Source organism: Lonsdalea britannica, from assembly GCF_003515985.1.
Lineage (GTDB): Bacteria > Pseudomonadota > Gammaproteobacteria > Enterobacterales > Enterobacteriaceae > Lonsdalea > Lonsdalea britannica.
The window spans coordinates 1,146,067-1,164,112 of record NZ_CP023009.1; the positions used below are offsets into that span (position 1 = coordinate 1,146,067).

Genomic DNA, 18,046 nt, shown 5'->3' on the forward strand with positions numbered 1-18,046 from the left:
ACATCCGGCTGAAAGGCAGCGACGCTGAATGGTTGTAAAATGGCACTGACCCGTCTTCTCATCCGCGATTTTCGCAATATTGAATCTGCCGATCTGGCGTTGATTCCCGGTTTTAATTTTCTGGTCGGCGCCAACGGCAGCGGCAAAACCAGCGTGCTTGAAGCGATCTATACGCTGGGCCACGGCCGCGCGTTCCGCAGTATTCAGGCGGGGCGAGTGATTCGTCACGAACAGCCTGAATTTGTGCTGCATGGCAGAATTGATGGGCGTGAGCGGGAACGCTCCGTCGGACTGAGCAAGAACCGTCAGGGCGATAGCAAGGTTCGTATTGATGGCAGCGATGGCCATCGAGTCGCTGAACTGGCGCAACTGTTGCCTATTCAGCTGATTACCCCGGAAGGATTTACCCTTCTCAACGGCGGCCCGAAGTTTCGTCGGGCCTTTCTGGACTGGGGCTGCTTTCATCACGAGCCCGGTTTTTTCCACGCCTGGAACAATCTGAAACGTCTGTTGCGTCAGCGCAATGCAGCGCTGCGCCAAACCAGTCACTATGGGCAGATGCGGGCGTGGGATCAGGAATTAGTACCGCTGGCGGAGCAGATAAGCCAATGGCGAGCGGCCTACAGCGCCGCCATTGTGGACGATATCGGAGCCACCTGCGGCCAGTTTTTACCGGAGTTTTCCCTGAGCTTTTCCTTCCAGCGCGGCTGGGATCGGGAAAGTGATTACGCAGAGCTGCTGGAGCGCCATTTCGAGCGTGACAGAATGCTGGGCTATACCGCCTTAGGCCCGCACAAGGCGGATTTTCGCATTCGTGCCGGCGGCGTCGCGGTAGAGGATATGTTGTCGCGCGGTCAGTTAAAGCTGTTGATGTGCGCTCTACGATTGGCGCAGGGTGAGTTTCTCACCCGCAACAGCGGACTCAAGTGCGTCTACCTCATCGACGACTTCGCCTCGGAGCTGGATAGCACCCGACGACGCCTACTGGCGGAACGGCTGAAAGCCACGCAGGCACAGGTCTTCGTCAGCGCGATCAGCGCTGAACAGATAGGCGATATGGTCGGCGAAAATGGCAAGATGTTCAGCGTAGAACAGGGTAAAATAACCGTTCAATCACAGGACTAAAATGAGCGAGAAACGTTGATGTCGAATTCTTATGACTCCTCAAGTATCAAGGTATTAAAAGGGCTGGATGCAGTTCGTAAGCGCCCGGGTATGTATATCGGCGATACGGATGACGGAACCGGTCTGCATCATATGGTATTCGAGGTGGTGGACAACGCTATCGACGAAGCGCTCGCTGGCTACTGTAAAGACATTATCGTCACCATCCATAGCGACAACTCCGTGTCGGTAAAGGATGATGGCCGTGGGATCCCAACCGGTCTTCACGAAGAAGAAGGCGTGTCAGCCGCTGAAGTCATCATGACGGTGCTGCATGCTGGCGGTAAATTTGATGATAACTCCTACAAAGTCTCCGGCGGTTTGCACGGCGTCGGGGTTTCCGTGGTCAACGCCCTGTCGGAAAAACTGGAACTGACCATTCGCCGCGAAGGCAAAATTCACAAACAGACCTACAATCACGGTGTGCCGTTTGCGCCGCTGAACGTGGTGGGTGAAGCTGAACAGACTGGGACCATGGTCCGTTTCTGGCCGAGCACCGAAACCTTCACCAACGTGCTGGAATTCGAATATGACATTCTGGCCAAGCGTCTGCGCGAGCTGTCGTTCCTGAACTCCGGCGTTTCCATCCGTCTGCGCGACGAACGTGAAAAAGACAAGTCTGATCACTTCCACTACGATGGCGGCATCAAAGCGTTTGTCGATTACCTAAACCGCAATAAAACGCCGATCCACCCGAACGTGTTCTACTTCTCCACGATGAAAGACGATATCGGGGTGGAAGTTGCGCTGCAGTGGAACGACGGTTTCCAGGAAAACATCTATTGCTTCACCAACAACATTCCGCAGCGTGACGGCGGTACGCATCTGGCTGGCTTCCGCGCCGCCATGACTCGTACGCTGAACACCTACATGGATAAAGAAGGCTACAGCAAGAAAGCCAAAATCAGCGCGACCGGCGATGACGCCCGTGAAGGCCTGATTGCTGTGGTATCGGTGAAAGTGCCCGATCCGAAATTCTCTTCTCAGACCAAAGACAAGCTGGTGTCGTCCGAAGTGAAGACCGCGGTCGAATCGTTGATGAACGAAAAACTGGTGGATTATCTGATGGAGAATCCGTCAGACGCCAAAATCGTGGTTGGCAAAATCATCGACGCCGCGCGCGCTCGCGAGGCCGCTCGTCGCGCCCGCGATATGACGCGACGCAAAGGCGCACTCGACCTGGCCGGTCTGCCGGGCAAGCTGGCGGATTGTCAGGAACGCGATCCGGCGCTGTCCGAACTGTACCTGGTGGAAGGGGACTCCGCGGGCGGCTCTGCGAAGCAGGGGCGTAACCGCAGGAACCAGGCGATTCTGCCGCTGAAGGGGAAAATCCTGAACGTGGAGAAGGCGCGTTTCGACAAAATGCTGTCGTCGCAGGAAGTCGCCACGCTGATTACGGCACTGGGTTGCGGCATTGGCCGCGATGAATACAACCCGGATAAGCTGCGCTACCACAGCATCATCATCATGACCGATGCCGACGTCGACGGTTCGCACATCCGTACGCTGCTGTTGACGTTCTTCTATCGTCAGATGCCGGAAATCATCGAGCGCGGGCATGTGTATATCGCTCAGCCGCCGCTGTACAAGGTGAAGAAAGGGAAGCAGGAGCAGTACATCAAGGATGACGAAGCGATGGATCAGTACCAGATCGCTTTGGCATTGGATGGCGCGACGCTGCACACCAACGCGCATGCGCCGGCAATGGCAGGCGAACCGCTGGAAAGACTGGTCGCCGAGCATTACGCCGTGCAGAAAATGATTGGCCGTATGGAGCGTCGCTACCCGCGTCCGCTGCTGAACGCGCTGATCTATCAGCCGTCTCTGACCGAAGCCACGCTGTCTGACCGCGAGCAGGTACAGGGCTGGATGGAAACGCTGGTGACGCTGCTGACCGAGCAGGAAAAACACGGCAGCACCTACAGCTTCGTGATCCACGATACGGAAGAAGGCCGCCACGAGCCGCAGCTGCGTGTGCGCACCCACGGTGTCGATACTGACTATCCGCTGGACACCGCCTTTGTAACGGGTAATGAATACCGCAAAATCAATCAGCTGGGCGAAAAACTGCGCGGCCTGATTGAGGAAGACGCTTTTGTTGAACGCGGCGAGCGCAAGCTGCCTATCGTCAGCTTCGAGCAGGCGCTCGAGTGGCTGGTGAAAGAGTCCCGCCGCGGTCTGGCGGTTCAGCGTTATAAAGGTCTGGGTGAAATGAACCCGGAACAGCTTTGGGAAACCACGATGGATCCGGAAGGTCGCCGCATGTTGCGCGTTACCGTGAAGGATGCGATCACGGCCGATGAGTTGTTCACCACCCTGATGGGAGATGCTGTTGAACCTCGTCGCGCCTTTATCGAAGAAAACGCCCTGAAAGCGGCGAACATCGATATCTGATAGCGCTCAGACGCGATGAATCGGTAAACGAAAAAAGCTTCGCCTTGTGCGAAGCTTTTTTATTGGCCGACGTTACCGCTACGGTGCGCGATTCAATAAATAGTCTTTCACCGGGAGCCTAACAACACGGTGATCCGCAACGTCCCCTCGTGATTTCATGGCAGCTTCCTGCTGCATATGCCGACTGCCATAAGAAAGCTCATCCCAGGTGAGTCCTGAGAATAATTTTTATCAGCGATAACAAGGAATATTAGGAAACAAAAAGGAAACTCACTCACAGAGTCTGTGATCGCTCAGCTGACTGGCGGATCCTGAAGATCGCGGCATGAAGCGTACGCGATGCGAACATGGCGTTATTCGATGTGTTATGTCCAGCCTATGGATATTAGCGACAGTTTTTTTATTGGAATAGAAAAAGTATGGCAAAGGAAAAGGGTTATTTCACGTGCGTCGCACAAGAAGCGTATCGTGGTTTTTTATTTTATTTCTGGTCGCTGTTCTGAATTAGCAAATATTAAAAGCATAATTCCACGTATTCCGGGGCATGAAATCATTATTTAATACACGTGTGATACTCTTTCGATGTAAATAATATTACAGGGACGTTATTTAATATGATTATCAAAAAACCGGCAGGTTTTATACTGTCATGCGCCATGCTGTTATTCCCCCTATCCGGCTGGTCTGCGGATACGTTCAAACATCCCGGTATGCTCAGCACTAGCGACGATCTCGCCAGAATAACGGCGCAGGTGAATCAGCAATCCGAGCCTTGGTTCAAGGGATTCCAACAGCTGAAACTTTCGCTCGGTTGGCAGCCCCGCGCCGTCGACATCGTCTATCGGGGAAGAAATAGCGAGCATAGCGAAAATTATCCCCAGCTTTACAGAGACATAGCGGTAGCGTATTCCCATGCGCTGTATTGGAAGACCACCGGAGATGAGGCCTACGCCAAAAGCGCCGTCGCGATTCTGAATGCGTGGGGCGGCACGCTAAAAGAGATCCGTGGCTCCACCGATGCCGCGCTTGCGGCGGGCATTTATGGCTATGAACTGGCGAATACGGCGGAAATTATGCGGGATTATTCGGGGTGGAACGCGAGTGATTTCGATACCTTCAAAACTATGATGGAAACGGTTTTTCTGCCCATTAATCTGGATTTTATCGCTCGTCATAATAATACGAAAATCGATCACTATTGGGCGAACTGGGATTTAGCGCAGTTAAGTTCCATTATGGCCATCGGTATTTTATTAGATAGAAAAGACCTCTACGACAGAGCCGTCGACTATTACAAAAACGGCGATGGAAATGGCGCTATTGGGAAACTCGTCTGGAAACTGTATCCTGAACAAGGGATGGGGCAGATACAGGAAAGCGGCAGGGATCAGGCCCACTCATTATTAGATATCGCGCTGGCGGGCGTCATCTGCCAAATGGCCTGGAATCAGGGCGACGATTTATTCGGTTACGACGATAACCGGCTCATGAAAGGGGCGGAATACGTGGCGGCCTATAATCTTGGCAAAACGGTGCCCTATACCACGTATACCAACAGCGACGTGACCCAAACGCAAATCTCCGCCAGTGCAAGAGGGGAGGTCAGGGCGATTTGGGCACTGATCTATAACCATTACGTTGTTTTGAAAGGCCTCAGCAGCCCCAATATTACCGAGATGGCGACCAAAATTCGGCCTGAAGGCGGTCCCTGGTCGTATGGCGCATCTCCGGGAAGCTTTGACCAGCTGGGCTACGGCACGCTCCTGTTTTCTTTGGGAGAAGAGTAACGGCTTTCCCGTCACACTCGCCAGGGCATGGTGACCCCGCCCTGGCGAACGAGAAGGTTCACGATTATCCGTCGGGAGACGATGTTTGCCCTGAGGAAATCGTGATGTCGTTATTTAAGGAAACTAGTGGGAAACGCTCAGGCTAGCGGTAGATAAAAGTCAAAGCGGTGGCTCTTCGTTTCCAGCATGGACTGGGCGGGAACGCCCGCGAGCGGCGGCGCATAGTCAGGTCGTTTGACCACGATGCGCTTTTTCGCCAGCGAGCGAGCCGGGGCCAATAGCGCGTCAGCATCGTCGTCGGCGCCGACCAGTGTCTGGAAGACCCGCATCTCCTTTTTCACCAGCGCGCTTTTCTGCCGGTGAGGAAACATGGGGTCGAGATAGACGACGTCCGGCGGTGGTTCGATATCTTTCAACGCCTCGGCGCTGGAGGCATGCAGCAGCGTCAGACGCTCTCTCAACCAACCGCCGATTTCCGCATCCTGATAACCTCGTTGCAGACCATCGTCCAACAGCGCCGCAACAACCGGATGCCGCTCCACCATGCGCACCCGACAGCCGAGCGACGCCAGCACGAAAGCGTCACGCCCCAGCCCCGCAGTGGCATCCACCACGTCAGGCAGATAGCCTTTCTTGATGCCGACGGCGCGGGCGACCGCCTCGCCGCGACCGCCGCCGAAACGGCGTCGGTGCGCCAGCGTACCACCGACGAAATCCACGCAGATGGCGCCCAGCTTCGGCTCATCCTGCTTGCGCAGCTCGAGCCGCTCGGGCGTCAATACCAGCGCGAAGGGCTGGTCGTTATCTTCTATCAATCCCCAGCGCGCGGCCAGAGCGTCGAGGGCGCCTTTATCGGCGCCCTCTTCGGTCATCAGGCCTATCTTCATCCCTTGATGCCGTAATGTTTCAGCATGGCGTCCAACTTCGGTTCACGGCCGCGGAAGCGTTTGAATAGCTCCATTGGCTCTTCGGAACCGCCGCGAGACAGGATGTTGTCGAGGAATGACTGGCCGGTCGTGCGGTTGAAAATGCCCTCTTCTTCGAACCGGGAGAAGGCGTCGGCCGCCAGCACGTCCGCCCACAGGTAGCTGTAGTAGCCCGCCGCGTAGCCGCCGGCGAAGACATGGCTGAAGGCGTGCGGGAAACGGTTCCAGCTCGGGCTGGGCATGACGGCGACCTGAGCTTTGACGTCAGCCAGCGTCGGCAGAATCTGAGCGCCTTTCGCCGGGTCATATTCGGTATGCAGACGGAAGTCGAACAGACCGAACTCCAGCTGACGCAGGATGAACAACGCCGCCTGATAGTTCTTGGCCGCCAGCATTTTATCCAGCATTTCCTTCGGCAGCGGTTCGCCCGTTTCATAGTGACCGGAGATAAACGCCAGCGCCTCCGGCTCCCAGCACCAGTTTTCCATAAACTGACTTGGCAGCTCGACGGCATCCCACGGAACACCGCTGATGCCGGTGACGCCCGCGGCTTCCACCAGCGTCAGCATATGGTGCAGGCCGTGACCGAATTCGTGGAACAGCGTCGTCACTTCATCATGCGTGAACAGCGCCGGTTTGCCGTTGACCGGACGGTTGAAGTTACAGGTCAGATAGGCGACCGGTTTTTGCAGCTCGCCGTTAGCGAGGCGCATACGGCCCACGCAGTCGTTCATCCACGCGCCGCCGCGTTTGTTTTCGCGTGCGTACAGATCAAGGTAGAAGCTGCCGCGCAGCTCGCCGCTTTCATCGAACAGATCGAAGAAACGCACTTCAGGGTGCCAGACATCGACGTCTTTGCGCTCTTTCGCCGTGATGCCGTAGATCCGATTGACGACTTCAAACAGGCCGTTCAGCACGCGCTCTTCCGGGAAGTAGGGGCGCAGTTGCTCGTCGCTGATGGAGTAGAGATGCTGTTTCTGTTGTTCGCTGTAGTAGCCGACATCCCATGGATTCAGCTCGTCCACGCCGTAATGCTGCTTGGCGAAGGCGCGCAGTTCAGCCAGTTCTTGCTCGGCCTGCGGACGTGCGCGTTTGGCCAGATCGGTCAGGAAGTCCAGCACCTGCTGCGGGTTTTCCGCCATTTTGGTGACCAGCGATTTATCGGCATAGCTGGGATAGCCGAGCAGCTGAGCCTGTTCATGACGCAGCGCCATTTTCTCGGCCATTACCTCGGTGTTGTCCCACTGACCGGCGTTCGGCCCCTGATCGGAGGCGCGGGTGGCGTATGCGCGGTACATCTCTTCGCGCAACGCCGCGTTCGAGCAGTAAGTCATGACCGGCAGGTAGCTCGGCATGTCGAGCGTCAGCAGCCAGCCGTCTTGTTCTTTCGCTTCGGCCTGCGCTTTGGCGGCCGCCAATGCGCTTTCCGGCAGACCGGCCAGCTCATTGACGTCTGTGATCAGCTTGGACCAGCCCATCGTGGCGTCCAGCACGTTGTTGCTGTAGATCGAGCTCAGTTCGGAAAGGCGTGAGGAGATCTCGCCGTAGCGTTTCTGCTCCTCAGCGGGCAGGGCTATACCGGACAGTTCGAAGCCGATCAGCGCATTTTCCACGGCTTTTTTCTGCGCCGTGTCCAGGGAGGCGAAATGTTCGCCGTCGCGCAGGTTACGGTAGGCGCGATACAGGCCGGGATGCTGCCCAACCCAGGTGCCGTACTCGGACAGCAGCGGCAGGCACTGCTCGTAGGCGCCGCGCAGTTCAGCGCTATTCTGCACCGCGTTCAGGTGGCCGATAGGGGAGAAGATACGCTCCAGCCGATCGTCGCTTTCCGCCAGCGGCTGACAAAGGTTTTCCCAGGTAAACGGACCCGGTTGCGCCACAACGTGCTCCACCGCTTTGCGACAGTCATCCAACGCGCTCTTAATCGCAGGAACGATATCGTCGGTCTTGATCTGGGAAAACGGGGGCAGGGTAAACGGGGTAAGTAATGGATTTGTCATGGCACGGTCCTGAATAGTAATGATGATCGATCCCTTGTCCCGGTGGCCGACAAGGCTGACATAACTTGCAGATTACTTTCTAAGATGGGGTCTCAGGCCATGAAAATCAATGTTTGGGCAAGAATGGTGTAGTACCCGCACCCGGCGTAAGGAAACAGTGGGGAAGATTCGTGCAGAATGGTTAAAGGTCGGGCGATAAAGGCATCTCAACCCTGTCAGGGGCGCCTAAAACATGATCTCGATCAGTCCGCTGAATATCGCGTTTTTGACTTGATGATATAACGAAATAAGGTGGAGATGTAGCGCCAAAGTCTGCCCGGGATGCTCAGAATATTCCTTTTTATCATTTTGATTTTAATGTCTAATTTTATTTTTTCCTGTTGAAAAACGGGTTTATCTGCCACGCTTAATGACAAGCGCCGCCCCTTTTTCACCGGCTCCGCGTCCACAGGGTGCGCGCCGTGCCGGGTTGCCGATATCGGCCTGACGACGGGAACGGAATGCGATGATTCAGGCCTGCCGGAATATCGTGTTCGATACAATCTCGCCGTCCTCACAGGCCGTCATGCACGTCAGACAGAGTGAGAACAATGATGAATCATCCCCTCGAGCGCGCCAGCGAGGCGCAGCCGGAATACGCTAACGTTAATCACACCTTCTATCCGACCTTCCATCTGGCTCCACCGGCGGGATGGATGAACGATCCCAATGGGCTGATCTACCATCAGGGCCGCTATCACGCGTTCTATCAGCATTATCCCTATGAACCGAAATGGGGACCGATGCACTGGGGACATGCCGCCAGCGAGGACATGATCCACTGGGAGCATCAACCCATCGCGCTTTTTCCCGGCGGTGAGAACGAGCCGGATCGGGACGGCTGCTTTTCCGGTTGCGCGGTGGATGATGACGGCGTTCTGAGCTTGATTTATACCGGCCATGTCGTCCTGCCTTCCTCTCCCGAAGAGGGCGAGAAATTACGGCAGGTGCAGTGCCTCGCCATCAGCCACGATGGCCTGCATTTCGAAAAACAGGGCGCCATCCTCCTGCCGCCTCCCGGCATCATGCATTTTCGCGATCCCAAGGTGTGGCGCGAGGAGGGCGTCTGGTGGATGGTGGTGGGCGCCCGCAATGAACGGGATCAGGGACAGGTACTGCTCTATCGCGGCGAGAGCCTGCGGGAGTGGACTTTCGACCGCGTGCTGGCGGAGAGCGATGGCGATTTGGGTTACATGTGGGAGTGTCCGGACTTCTTCCCGCTGGGTGATGAGTGGCTGCTGATGTTCTCGCCGCAGGGCGTATCGCCAAACGGCTACCTCTATCGCAATTTATTCCAAAGCGGCTGTCTGCGCGGCCACTGGCGGCCGGGGGCCGACTTCGAGATCACCCAGCCGTTCGCAGAGGTGGATCTCGGTCATGACTTCTATGCGCCGCAGTCGTTCCTGGCGGCGGATGGTCGCCGTATCATCCTGGGGTGGATGGATATGTGGGAATCGCCGATGCCTTCGCAGCAAGATGGCTGGGCTGGCTGCATGACGCTGCCCCGTGAGCTGAGCCTCGAAGACGGGCAGCTGCGGGTGCGGCCGGTGCGGGAAGTCGAGTCGCTGCGGCGCGACGGACAGGTGATTGAACCGCAATGGATCGACTCGCAATCGCTGCCGCTGACGGAAAATGGCGATGCGCTGGAGCTGATATTGCGCTGGGATCTGACCGACAGCACCGCCGAACGTTTCGGTCTGATGCTCGGGGAGGGCATGCGCCTGTTTGTGGACACGCAGTCCGAACGTCTGGTGCTGGAGCGTCATTACCCTGACGATGGCCTGAGCGGCTATCGCAGCGCGCCGTTACCGGCGCAATCGGTGCTATCGCTGCGGATATTTATCGACCGCTCCTCGATCGAAGTGTTTGTCGGGGAAGGGGAGCGCTGCCTGAGCTCGCGTATTTATCCGCAGCCGGATCGGCGGGCGTTGCGGCTGTTCGCCGATCATGGCCGCGCGCATCTCATTGGGGGAGACCGCTGGTCTCTGCTTATGGAGTAGCCGCATAAAGGTCATACGGCCTCAGGACCGCGCTGCGGCTCGTTCTCCGTCTGGAAAGGGAGCCTGTTTTTCAGGTTCCCTGCGGGATTTCTGTGCCGAAGATCTCAACCAATGACCAGAAAAGGGCCAATCTGTTTTATACTCCCCCGCTGCACCCCGATGTTTTTGCCGCTCTGCGGCGAGGGTGGGGTAAAAGACGGCGCGTCTGCCCCACTCACGACTTAATCACTGGATAATCATTACCCATGCTCAGCTACCGCCACAGTTTCCACGCCGGCAACCATGCCGACGTGCTCAAGCATACCGTTCAAAGCCTGATCCTCAGCGCGTTGGCGGAGAAAGACAAACCCTTCCTGTACCTCGATACGCACGCCGGGGCGGGTCGCTACAAGTTGCAAAGCGAACACGCCGAGCGCACTGCCGAATATCAGGCGGGGATTGCCCGCATCTGGCAGCGGGACGACGTGCCTGCCGAGCTGGATGCCTACATGCAGGTGGTGCGTAACTACAACCCGCAGGGCCAGCTGCGCTACTACCCGGGTTCTCCGCTGATCGCCCGCCATCTGATGCGCGATCACGACCGACTGAACCTGAGCGAACTGCACCCGAGCGACTATCCGTTGCTGCGTCAGGAGTTTCAGCGTGATAACCGCGCCCGCGTAGTGCGTGAAGATGGCTATCAGCAGTTGAAAGCCCAGTTGCCGCCGCCGTCCCGCCGCGGACTGGTACTGATCGACCCGCCTTACGAAATGAAGAGCGATTATCAGGCGGTGGTGAAGGGGATTCACGAAGGTTACCGCCGCTTCGCGACAGGCGTCTATGCGCTGTGGTATCCGGTCGTGTTGCGTCAGCAGATTAAACGGATGCTGAAAGATCTGGAAGCGACCGGCATCCGCCGAATTTTGCAGATTGAGTTGGCCGTATTGCCGGACAGCGACCGCCACGGCATGACTGCCTCGGGCATGATCGTCATTAACCCGCCGTGGAAGCTGGAAGCCCAGATGAAAAGCGTGCTGCCGTGGCTGCATCAGGTACTGGTGCCGGAAGGCACCGGGCATACGCGCGTTGAATGGGTCGTGCCGGAGTAAATGCGGCAGCGCCCATGCCCTGCGCCGCAGGGCACTGGGAGCGCGCTACACCCTGAAGGTGGCCAGATCGGTAGCCATGTCCGTGGCCGGGAAAATGGCCCGGCACTCCGCCAGCAGCCGCTTGCTGTCTTCCTGACCATATCGTGCGCTGATATGGGTGATAATCAAACGTCCCGCCCCCGCTTCCAGAGCCAATGTCGCCGCCTGTTCCGTCGTGGAATGACCGCGCTCGCTGGCGCGATCGGCCATATTGGCCTCTACCGTCGCTTCGTGCACCATCACATCCACGCCCGCGGCCAGCAGGCGTCCCGCTTCCGACGGACGGGTATCGCCGAATATCGCGAGCGATCGGCCCGGCGTGGGCGGCCCGAGGTAATCGGCACCGTTTAAGGTCCGCCCATCTTCCAGCGTGACGGATTCGCCGCGCTTCAATGGCTGAAACCATGAACCGGGGCGAACGCCCTCTTTGGTCAGCCGCGCCACGTCCAGCGCGCCGGGTTTGGGCCGCTCTTCGATGCGATAGCCGAAGCAGGTCAGCGTGTGCGACATGGGATAGGCCGTCACGACGCGGTGCTCGTCTTCGCAAACCGGTCCGGAGGTGACTTCGACCACCTCCATCGGATAGGTGAGATAAGAGCCGCTCAGGCTCAGCGCATTGTCGATAAACGTTTTCAGTCCGGCGGGGCCGTAGAGCGTCAGCGGCGCCTGACAACCGGCCATGGAGCGAGAACATAGCAGACCGGGCAGACCAAACAGATGGTCGCCATGCAGATGCGTGATGAAAATTTTCTCGATCTTGCTGGCGCTTAAACGCGTATGCAGTATCTGATGCTGCGTGCCTTCACCGCAGTCGAACAGCCAAAAGGCAGGGCGCGGGCCTTGCAGATCCAGCGCCAGGCTAGCCACATTGCGGGCTTTCGTCGGGACACCCGCGCTGGTGCCTAAAAATATCAGTTCCATGGTGAAACTCTCCGATCAATTAACGGTGCTTGACGTCATCCCAGCATAAATTGAACCGCGCCAGATACTTGCGCAGCCGGTCCGCGTCGTTCGGCTGTTTTTTCTGCTGGCGTGAGACGGCGAAAAGCTGGCGGCCCGCTTCCGACAGGCTGCTGGCCTGACGGCACACGTTCAGCACGCTTTCTAACTGGAAACGGTCAAACAGATCGCAGTCGCCGACGCGCTCCGGCAGAGGCGCTTGCTCAGCGTCGCTGGGCGCCCACTGCCGCTGGAGGCGTAAAATCTCTTCGTCGACCAACGCGGGGGTAATGCGGCCATTATCCGCCAATGTCGCCATTCTGACGACGCTGGCGCTTAATTCTCTGAAATTCCCGCGCCACGGAGCCTGCGGCGAGCTGGCGAATATCAGAAACTGCTGGCGCGCTTCGCGATCAAAGCGGACTTGCAGCTGTTGCGTTTCGGCAAAGCGCTGTAGCTCAAAGTCGATATTGGGCTCGATATCTTCACGCCGCTCCGCCAGTCCGGGAAGAGCAAAGGTCCACATATTAATGCGCGCGTAGAGATCGTCCCGGAAATGACCTGCCGCGACCCAGCGCGGCATATCGCGATGCGTCCCCGCGATCAGTTGAAAATCACTGCTGACTTCCTTATCCGAACCGAAGGGAAAAAAGGTTTTCTCTTCAATCGCTTTCAGCAGCATGGCCTGTTCATCCAGCCCCAATTCGCCAATTTCATCCAGAAACAGGATGCCGCCGTCCGCTTCCCTCAACAGTCCGGTACGCGCCTGCTGCGCGCCGGTAAAAGCGCCCCGGGCGTGTCCGAACAACGTCGACATCGCATTATCTCCTCGCAGCGTCGCGCAGTTGACGGCGATAAAGCGCCCGTCAACCTGATGACGAGCGGCTTTTAATTCGAAGATGCGTCGCGCCAGAAAGGATTTTCCCGCGCCGGTCGGACCGGTGAGCAACAACGGCGCGGAAGAACGCAGCGCGACACGCTCGATTTGGTCGATCAAGGCATTGTATGCCGTGTTGCGCGTCGCAATGCCCGCTTTCAAAAACGAGGCCGATGCCTGTTGCTCTCGTTGAAAGCGGCTCGTCAGCCTCGCGTAGCGGCTGAGATCCAAATCGATTATCGAATAGAGGCCCGCAGGGGAAGGAGGGCCTTCCCGGCGGGAGACCGGACTGGTCTGCAACAGGCTGGCAGGCAGATAGCGCGCCTCCGTCAGCAGAAACCAACAGATCTGCGCGACGTGGGTGCCGGTGGTGATATGGACCAGATACTCTTCGTTCTCCGTGTCGAACGAATAGCGGGTGGCGAAGTCGAGGTAGGCGGTATAGACCTCTTCGAAATCCCAGGCATCCTGCAAATCGACGGCATGCAGGCGCACCTCGGTGCCGGGCGACAGCTCGGCGATGTCTGCCTGAACCTGTTCCGCCAGACCAATATTGCGCGACTGGTACAGTAACTCCAGACGATCCACCGGCATCTCCGGCTGCTGGCACAGTGCGACGGTCGGTCGCCATTTATTCCAGCGGTTGGCCCGTTTGCCGCGCTTATCAAGGACGCTGCCTAGCGTGCCAATCACCACTCTGCGCTTCATGTTTATCCTAATTTATAAAAACTTATCGATAAGGATAATTCATTCGTGTTGGCCCGAATAGCACGATGTTAGCTAAATAAAATAAAAAATGAATAATATCAATCTATTAAGATTTTTATTTTGCTATTTCTTTCCTGTTGGCACGAGTCTCGCAATACCTATCCCGTCGACACGTTGGTTTTGCGGTGGTTCAGCACCACGCCGGCATTCCGGGAGCGGCTTCTCGCCGCTTTCCTGTGGATGTTCCGTCAAGCGTCGAACACTCGATAATTGGTTAAGTCGGGTTCGAATCCCGAATATCGCACCTCGATATTGATAATGAAAAATAACCCTCCCGCCTCCGGGAAGTTGACGGTGGCCTCACGGGAGACCGACCGACGCGCCGGGCGGCAGGCAGAAGGCTAATCCGTTCCATCAGGAATCTGTGAGCCTTCCCCCTGCGGTTTCGCCCCGACGTCCGTCTCTACGTGTGTCGGAGGGACCATCAGGAGAAAAAAGTCATGTTTAAGTCTTTCACCATTCGTAAAGGTCAGTTGGGTTTAGTGAGCCAAGACGGCGATTACCTGCGGGTATTGGAAGCGGGTCGACACCGCATTCCCCGTTGGTTTAATCGGCAGAAAATCGACATAGTTTCTTTGGATGGGGCTGAAGTGCTGGCGCCTTTGGACGACTATCTGCGCCAGTACCATCCGGAGTGGGTAAAGCAGTTTTGTTTGGATGTGGTCTTGCCGGAAGAGGCGATCGGGCTTCGCTACGATCATGATGTGTTGCAGGAAATTCTGCCGCCCGCCACGCGCCGACTTTACTGGCGTAAAGACGAGCATCAGCGCGTCGAACAGGTGAAAACCGACGACATTCGGGTGCCGGATGCGCTGGTGTCCGCCCTGTTGCAGCCGACGCTGCGTCAGCGACACGTCATCGGCTATGCCGGCGTCTTGCTGGCGCAGGTTCCGGCCTGGCATCTCGGCCTCCTGAAAGTGGATGGCGCGGCGCAGGAACTGTTGCCGCCGGGCGTCAGCGGGTACTGGCGGTTTAATCACAGCGTAGAGGTGGAACTGGTCGACACCCGTCAGCAGGCGCTGGAGGTGAGCGGGCAGGAAATTTTGACGCGGGATAAGGTCAATCTTCGGCTGAATCTGGTGGCTAACTGGCGCTACAGCGACATTTTGACGGCGTTCAGCCAGTTAACGAAACCGGTGGATTCGCTGTACCGCGAGCTTCAATTCGCGCTGCGTGAAGCGGTGGGAACCCGCACGCTGGATGAACTGCTGGAAAACAAGCACACCATCGATGAACGGGTGAATGCCCAGGTCCGAGAAAAAATGGCGGGTTATGGCATCGACGTCGTTTCTCTGGGGGTGAAGGACATTGTGCTGCCGGGCGATATGAAAACCATTTTGTCTCAGGTGGTGGAAGCCGAAAAGGCGGCGCAGGCCAACGTGATACGACGCCGGGAAGAAACGTCGGCGACGCGTTCCCTGCTGAATACCGCCAAAGTGATGGAGAACAACCCGGTCGCCCTGCGTTTGAAAGAGCTGGAAACGTTGGAACGCGTGGCGGAACGCGTCGATAAGATTTCCGTGTTCGGCGGATTGGATCAGGTGTTGAACGGATTGGTGAACTTGAAAGTCGCATAGCGCGCGGCGACGTCTCAAAAAAGGAGGAGAGGAATATGACACGGGCATCTCAGGGCGTTAGCGAAAAAATGAAACAGCAGATCAAAGCGGCGCTGGACGAAGTGGAAAAGGAGTTTGATGTCCGCATTCTGTACGCCTGCGAGTCCGGCAGCCGCGGCTGGGGATTCGCCTCGCCGGACAGTGATTATGATGTCCGATTCATCTACGTTCATCCGCCGGAGTGGTATCTGCGGGTTGAACCGCAGCGTGACGTGATCGAGCGTCCGCTGACGGCGGAGTTGGACGTGTGCGGTTGGGAACTGAGAAAGGCGTTGGCGCTATTGAACCGGGGCAACCCCACGATTATCGAATGGCTGGATTCACCGGTGGTCTACCGGCAGGATGATGTCGCGACGGACCGGCTGCGTCAGTTAATCCCCGGCTGTTTCTCCGCGCTCAAGGCGAGTCATCATTACCTCTCCGTTGCGCGTAAAAACTTCCGTACCTATTTGCAGGATGAGCGCGTGCGGCTGAAAAAGTATTTTTACGTACTACGCTCGCTGCTGGCGGTGCAGTGGATTGCCGAGGGTAAGGGGGGTCCTCCCATGCAGTTCGAGGTGTTGCTGAACGCGATGGTGACGGACGCTGCGCTACTGGAAGAGGTTCGGGCGCTGCTGAAAATGAAATGCAGCGCGATAGAGACCGATGTGGTGGCGCGGCAACCGCATATCCACGCGTTTATCGCGCAGTCGCTGGAAACCGCGATAGACATCTCACCACCGGCAAAGGACAAACGCATCGATGCCGCGTTGGATCGCCTGCTGTTCGAAACCGTGCTGACCGGCGTTTAACATTGCGCGAGGCCCCGTAAGGCGGCCTCGCCTATTTCATTGATTTCAAAATTGCCGCAAGGCGCTTTGCGTTTCTGACTACAATCACGCAGCGATCTTTGCCGGAACAAGATCTCTGGCGTTACACTCTATATAACTTTTTATTCACACAACCTGGATCTCCCAATGACTAAACATTATGACTATCTCGCTATTGGCGGCGGCAGCGGCGGCATTGCCTCCATTAACCGTGCGGCCATGTACGGCAAGAAATGCGCGTTGATTGAAGCCAAATATCTGGGCGGGACCTGTGTGAACGTCGGCTGCGTGCCGAAGAAGGTGATGTGGCATGCGGCGCAGATCGCCGAGGCGATTCACAACTACGGCCCCGACTATGGTTTTGACGTCACGGTTAACGGATTCAATTGGGACACACTGGTGAAAAACCGCAGTGCCTACATCGATCGTATCCATCACTCCTACGATAACGTGCTGGGTAAGAATCAGGTTGAGGTGATTCGCGGTTTCGCCCGGTTCGTGGACGCCCACACGGTGGAAGTCAACGGCGAGAAAATCACCGCTGACCACATCCTGATCGCGACCGGCGGTCGTCCGACGCTGCCGGATGTCCCCGGTGCGGAATATGGCATTAACTCCGACGGTTTCTTTGAGCTGGATGCGCTGCCGAAGCGTGTCGCCGTGGTGGGCGCGGGTTACATCGCCGTAGAAATCGCGGGCGTGTTGAACGCGCTGGGCGCGGAGACCCACCTGTTCGTGCGTAAACATGCGCCGCTGCGCCAGTTCGATCCGCTGATTGTGGAAACGCTGGTGGAAGTGATGCAGGCGGAAGGGCCGTCGCTGCACACCGAGTCGACGCCTAAAGCGGTAGTGAAAAACGCCGACGGCAGCCTGACGCTGCAATTGGAAGACGGCAAAACGCAGACAGTGGATTGCCTGGTTTGGGCGATTGGCCGTCAACCCGCCACCGATAACCTCAACCTTGAGGCGGCGGGCGTCGCGTTGGACGATCGCGGTTATGTGAAGGTTGATAAATTCCAGAACACCAACGTTGACGGTATCTACGCCGTGGGCGACAACACGGGCGCGGTCGAGCTGACGCCGGTGGCGGTCGCGGCAGGGCGTCGCCTGTCAGAACGCCTGTTCAACAACAAGCCGAACGAGCATCTGGACTACAGCAACATTCCTACTGTGGTGTTCAGCCATCCCCCTATCGGCACCGTCGGGCTGACCGAGCCGCAGGCGCGCGAGAAGTACGGTGATGAGGAAGTTAAAGTCTACAAATCCTCCTTTACCGCCATGTATACCGCCGTCACGCAGCACCGTCAGCCGTGCCGCATGAAACTGGTGTGCGTCGGCCCGGAAGAGAAAGTGGTGGGCGTTCACGGTATCGGTTTTGGCGTGGATGAAATGCTGCAGGGCTTCGCCGTCGCGGTGAAAATGGGGGCCACCAAGCAGGACTTCGACAACACCGTCGCCATCCACCCGACCGGGGCGGAAGAGTTCGTCACGATGCGTTAATCCAACGATGCCGCGCGTCATTATTCGGCAAGCGGACGGGGCGTGTCTCGCCTCGTCTGTACCGCCGCGGTGGGGTGCGCCAAAGGTCTAGCGGTCGCGT

The 18,046-nt window shown here is 57.3% G+C and carries 12 protein-coding genes; 8 read left to right on the plus strand and 4 right to left on the minus strand.

The genetic code is table 11. From position 1 onward, the window contains the following. The first annotated feature begins 39 nt into the window (after window positions 1-39). The 3 genes from recF to CKQ53_RS05430 all read left to right on the plus strand — a co-directional run bounded on the left by recF (window position 40) and on the right by CKQ53_RS05430 (window position 5,345). Window positions 40-1,125, plus strand: a complete 1,086-nt coding sequence (recF, locus tag CKQ53_RS05420; RefSeq protein ID WP_085650666.1) for a DNA replication/repair protein RecF — start codon at window positions 40-42, stop codon at window positions 1,123-1,125. An 18-nt stretch (window positions 1,126-1,143) separates the two neighbouring features. Beyond that, window positions 1,144-3,558, plus strand: a complete 2,415-nt coding sequence (gyrB, locus tag CKQ53_RS05425; protein WP_118894751.1) for a DNA topoisomerase (ATP-hydrolyzing) subunit B — start codon at window positions 1,144-1,146, stop codon at window positions 3,556-3,558. A gap of 614 nt (window positions 3,559-4,172) precedes the next feature. Next, the gene (locus CKQ53_RS05430) at window positions 4,173-5,345 is read left to right on the plus strand and encodes an alginate lyase family protein (RefSeq protein WP_085650668.1); all 1,173 of its coding nucleotides are present in this window, start codon (window positions 4,173-4,175) and stop codon (window positions 5,343-5,345) included. 137 nt (window positions 5,346-5,482) lie between these two features. Here the strand turns inward: CKQ53_RS05430 and rsmJ are convergent, their stop codons facing one another. Beyond that, window positions 5,483-6,232: a 16S rRNA (guanine(1516)-N(2))-methyltransferase RsmJ gene (gene rsmJ, locus CKQ53_RS05435; protein ID WP_094117928.1), complete on the minus strand. Its 750-nt coding sequence runs from the start codon at window positions 6,230-6,232 to the stop codon at window positions 5,483-5,485. After that, a complete protein-coding gene (prlC, locus tag CKQ53_RS05440) occupies window positions 6,229-8,271 on the minus strand; it encodes an oligopeptidase A (protein WP_085650670.1) in 2,043 nt (680 codons plus the stop codon). The genes rsmJ and prlC overlap by 4 nt, the downstream gene beginning before the upstream one ends. Window positions 8,272-8,864: 593 nt before the next feature. On the opposite strand from prlC, the gene CKQ53_RS05450 reads away from it, so the two are divergent. Together CKQ53_RS05450 and CKQ53_RS05455 are read left to right on the plus strand one after the other, a co-directional pair. Next, the gene (locus CKQ53_RS05450) at window positions 8,865-10,310 is read left to right on the plus strand and encodes a glycoside hydrolase family 32 protein (RefSeq protein WP_094117959.1); all 1,446 of its coding nucleotides are present in this window, start codon (window positions 8,865-8,867) and stop codon (window positions 10,308-10,310) included. A 245-nt stretch (window positions 10,311-10,555) separates the two neighbouring features. Beyond that, window positions 10,556-11,398: a 23S rRNA (adenine(2030)-N(6))-methyltransferase RlmJ gene (locus tag CKQ53_RS05455; protein WP_085650672.1), complete on the plus strand. Its 843-nt coding sequence runs from the start codon at window positions 10,556-10,558 to the stop codon at window positions 11,396-11,398. A 45-nt stretch (window positions 11,399-11,443) separates the two neighbouring features. On the opposite strand, the gene rnz is transcribed toward CKQ53_RS05455, so the two are convergent. Next, window positions 11,444-12,358, minus strand: a complete 915-nt coding sequence (gene rnz / locus CKQ53_RS05460) for a ribonuclease Z (protein WP_085650673.1) — start codon at window positions 12,356-12,358, stop codon at window positions 11,444-11,446. A gap of 19 nt (window positions 12,359-12,377) precedes the next feature. Further along, complete coding sequence (gene rtcR, locus CKQ53_RS05465; RefSeq protein WP_094117926.1) at window positions 12,378-13,961, minus strand: RNA repair transcriptional activator RtcR; 1,584 nt, start codon at window positions 13,959-13,961, stop codon at window positions 12,378-12,380. A gap of 500 nt (window positions 13,962-14,461) precedes the next feature. Here rtcR and CKQ53_RS05470 point away from each other — a divergent pair, with 500 nt between their 5' ends. The 3 genes from CKQ53_RS05470 (at window position 14,462) to gorA (ending at window position 17,946) form a co-directional block, all read left to right on the plus strand. Next, entirely contained in the window at window positions 14,462-15,598 is a 1,137-nt protein-coding gene (locus tag CKQ53_RS05470) for a slipin family protein (RefSeq protein WP_094117925.1), read from the plus strand. Window positions 15,599-15,633: 35 nt separating this feature from the next. Beyond that, window positions 15,634-16,428 carry a nucleotidyltransferase domain-containing protein gene (locus CKQ53_RS05475; protein ID WP_094117924.1) on the plus strand — a complete coding sequence of 265 codons (795 nt, stop codon included), beginning with the start codon at window positions 15,634-15,636 and terminating at the stop codon, window positions 16,426-16,428. Window positions 16,429-16,593: 165 nt separating this feature from the next. Continuing rightward, window positions 16,594-17,946, plus strand: a complete 1,353-nt coding sequence (gene gorA / locus CKQ53_RS05480) for a glutathione-disulfide reductase (protein WP_094117923.1) — start codon at window positions 16,594-16,596, stop codon at window positions 17,944-17,946. Window positions 17,947-18,046: the final 100 nt, after the last annotated feature.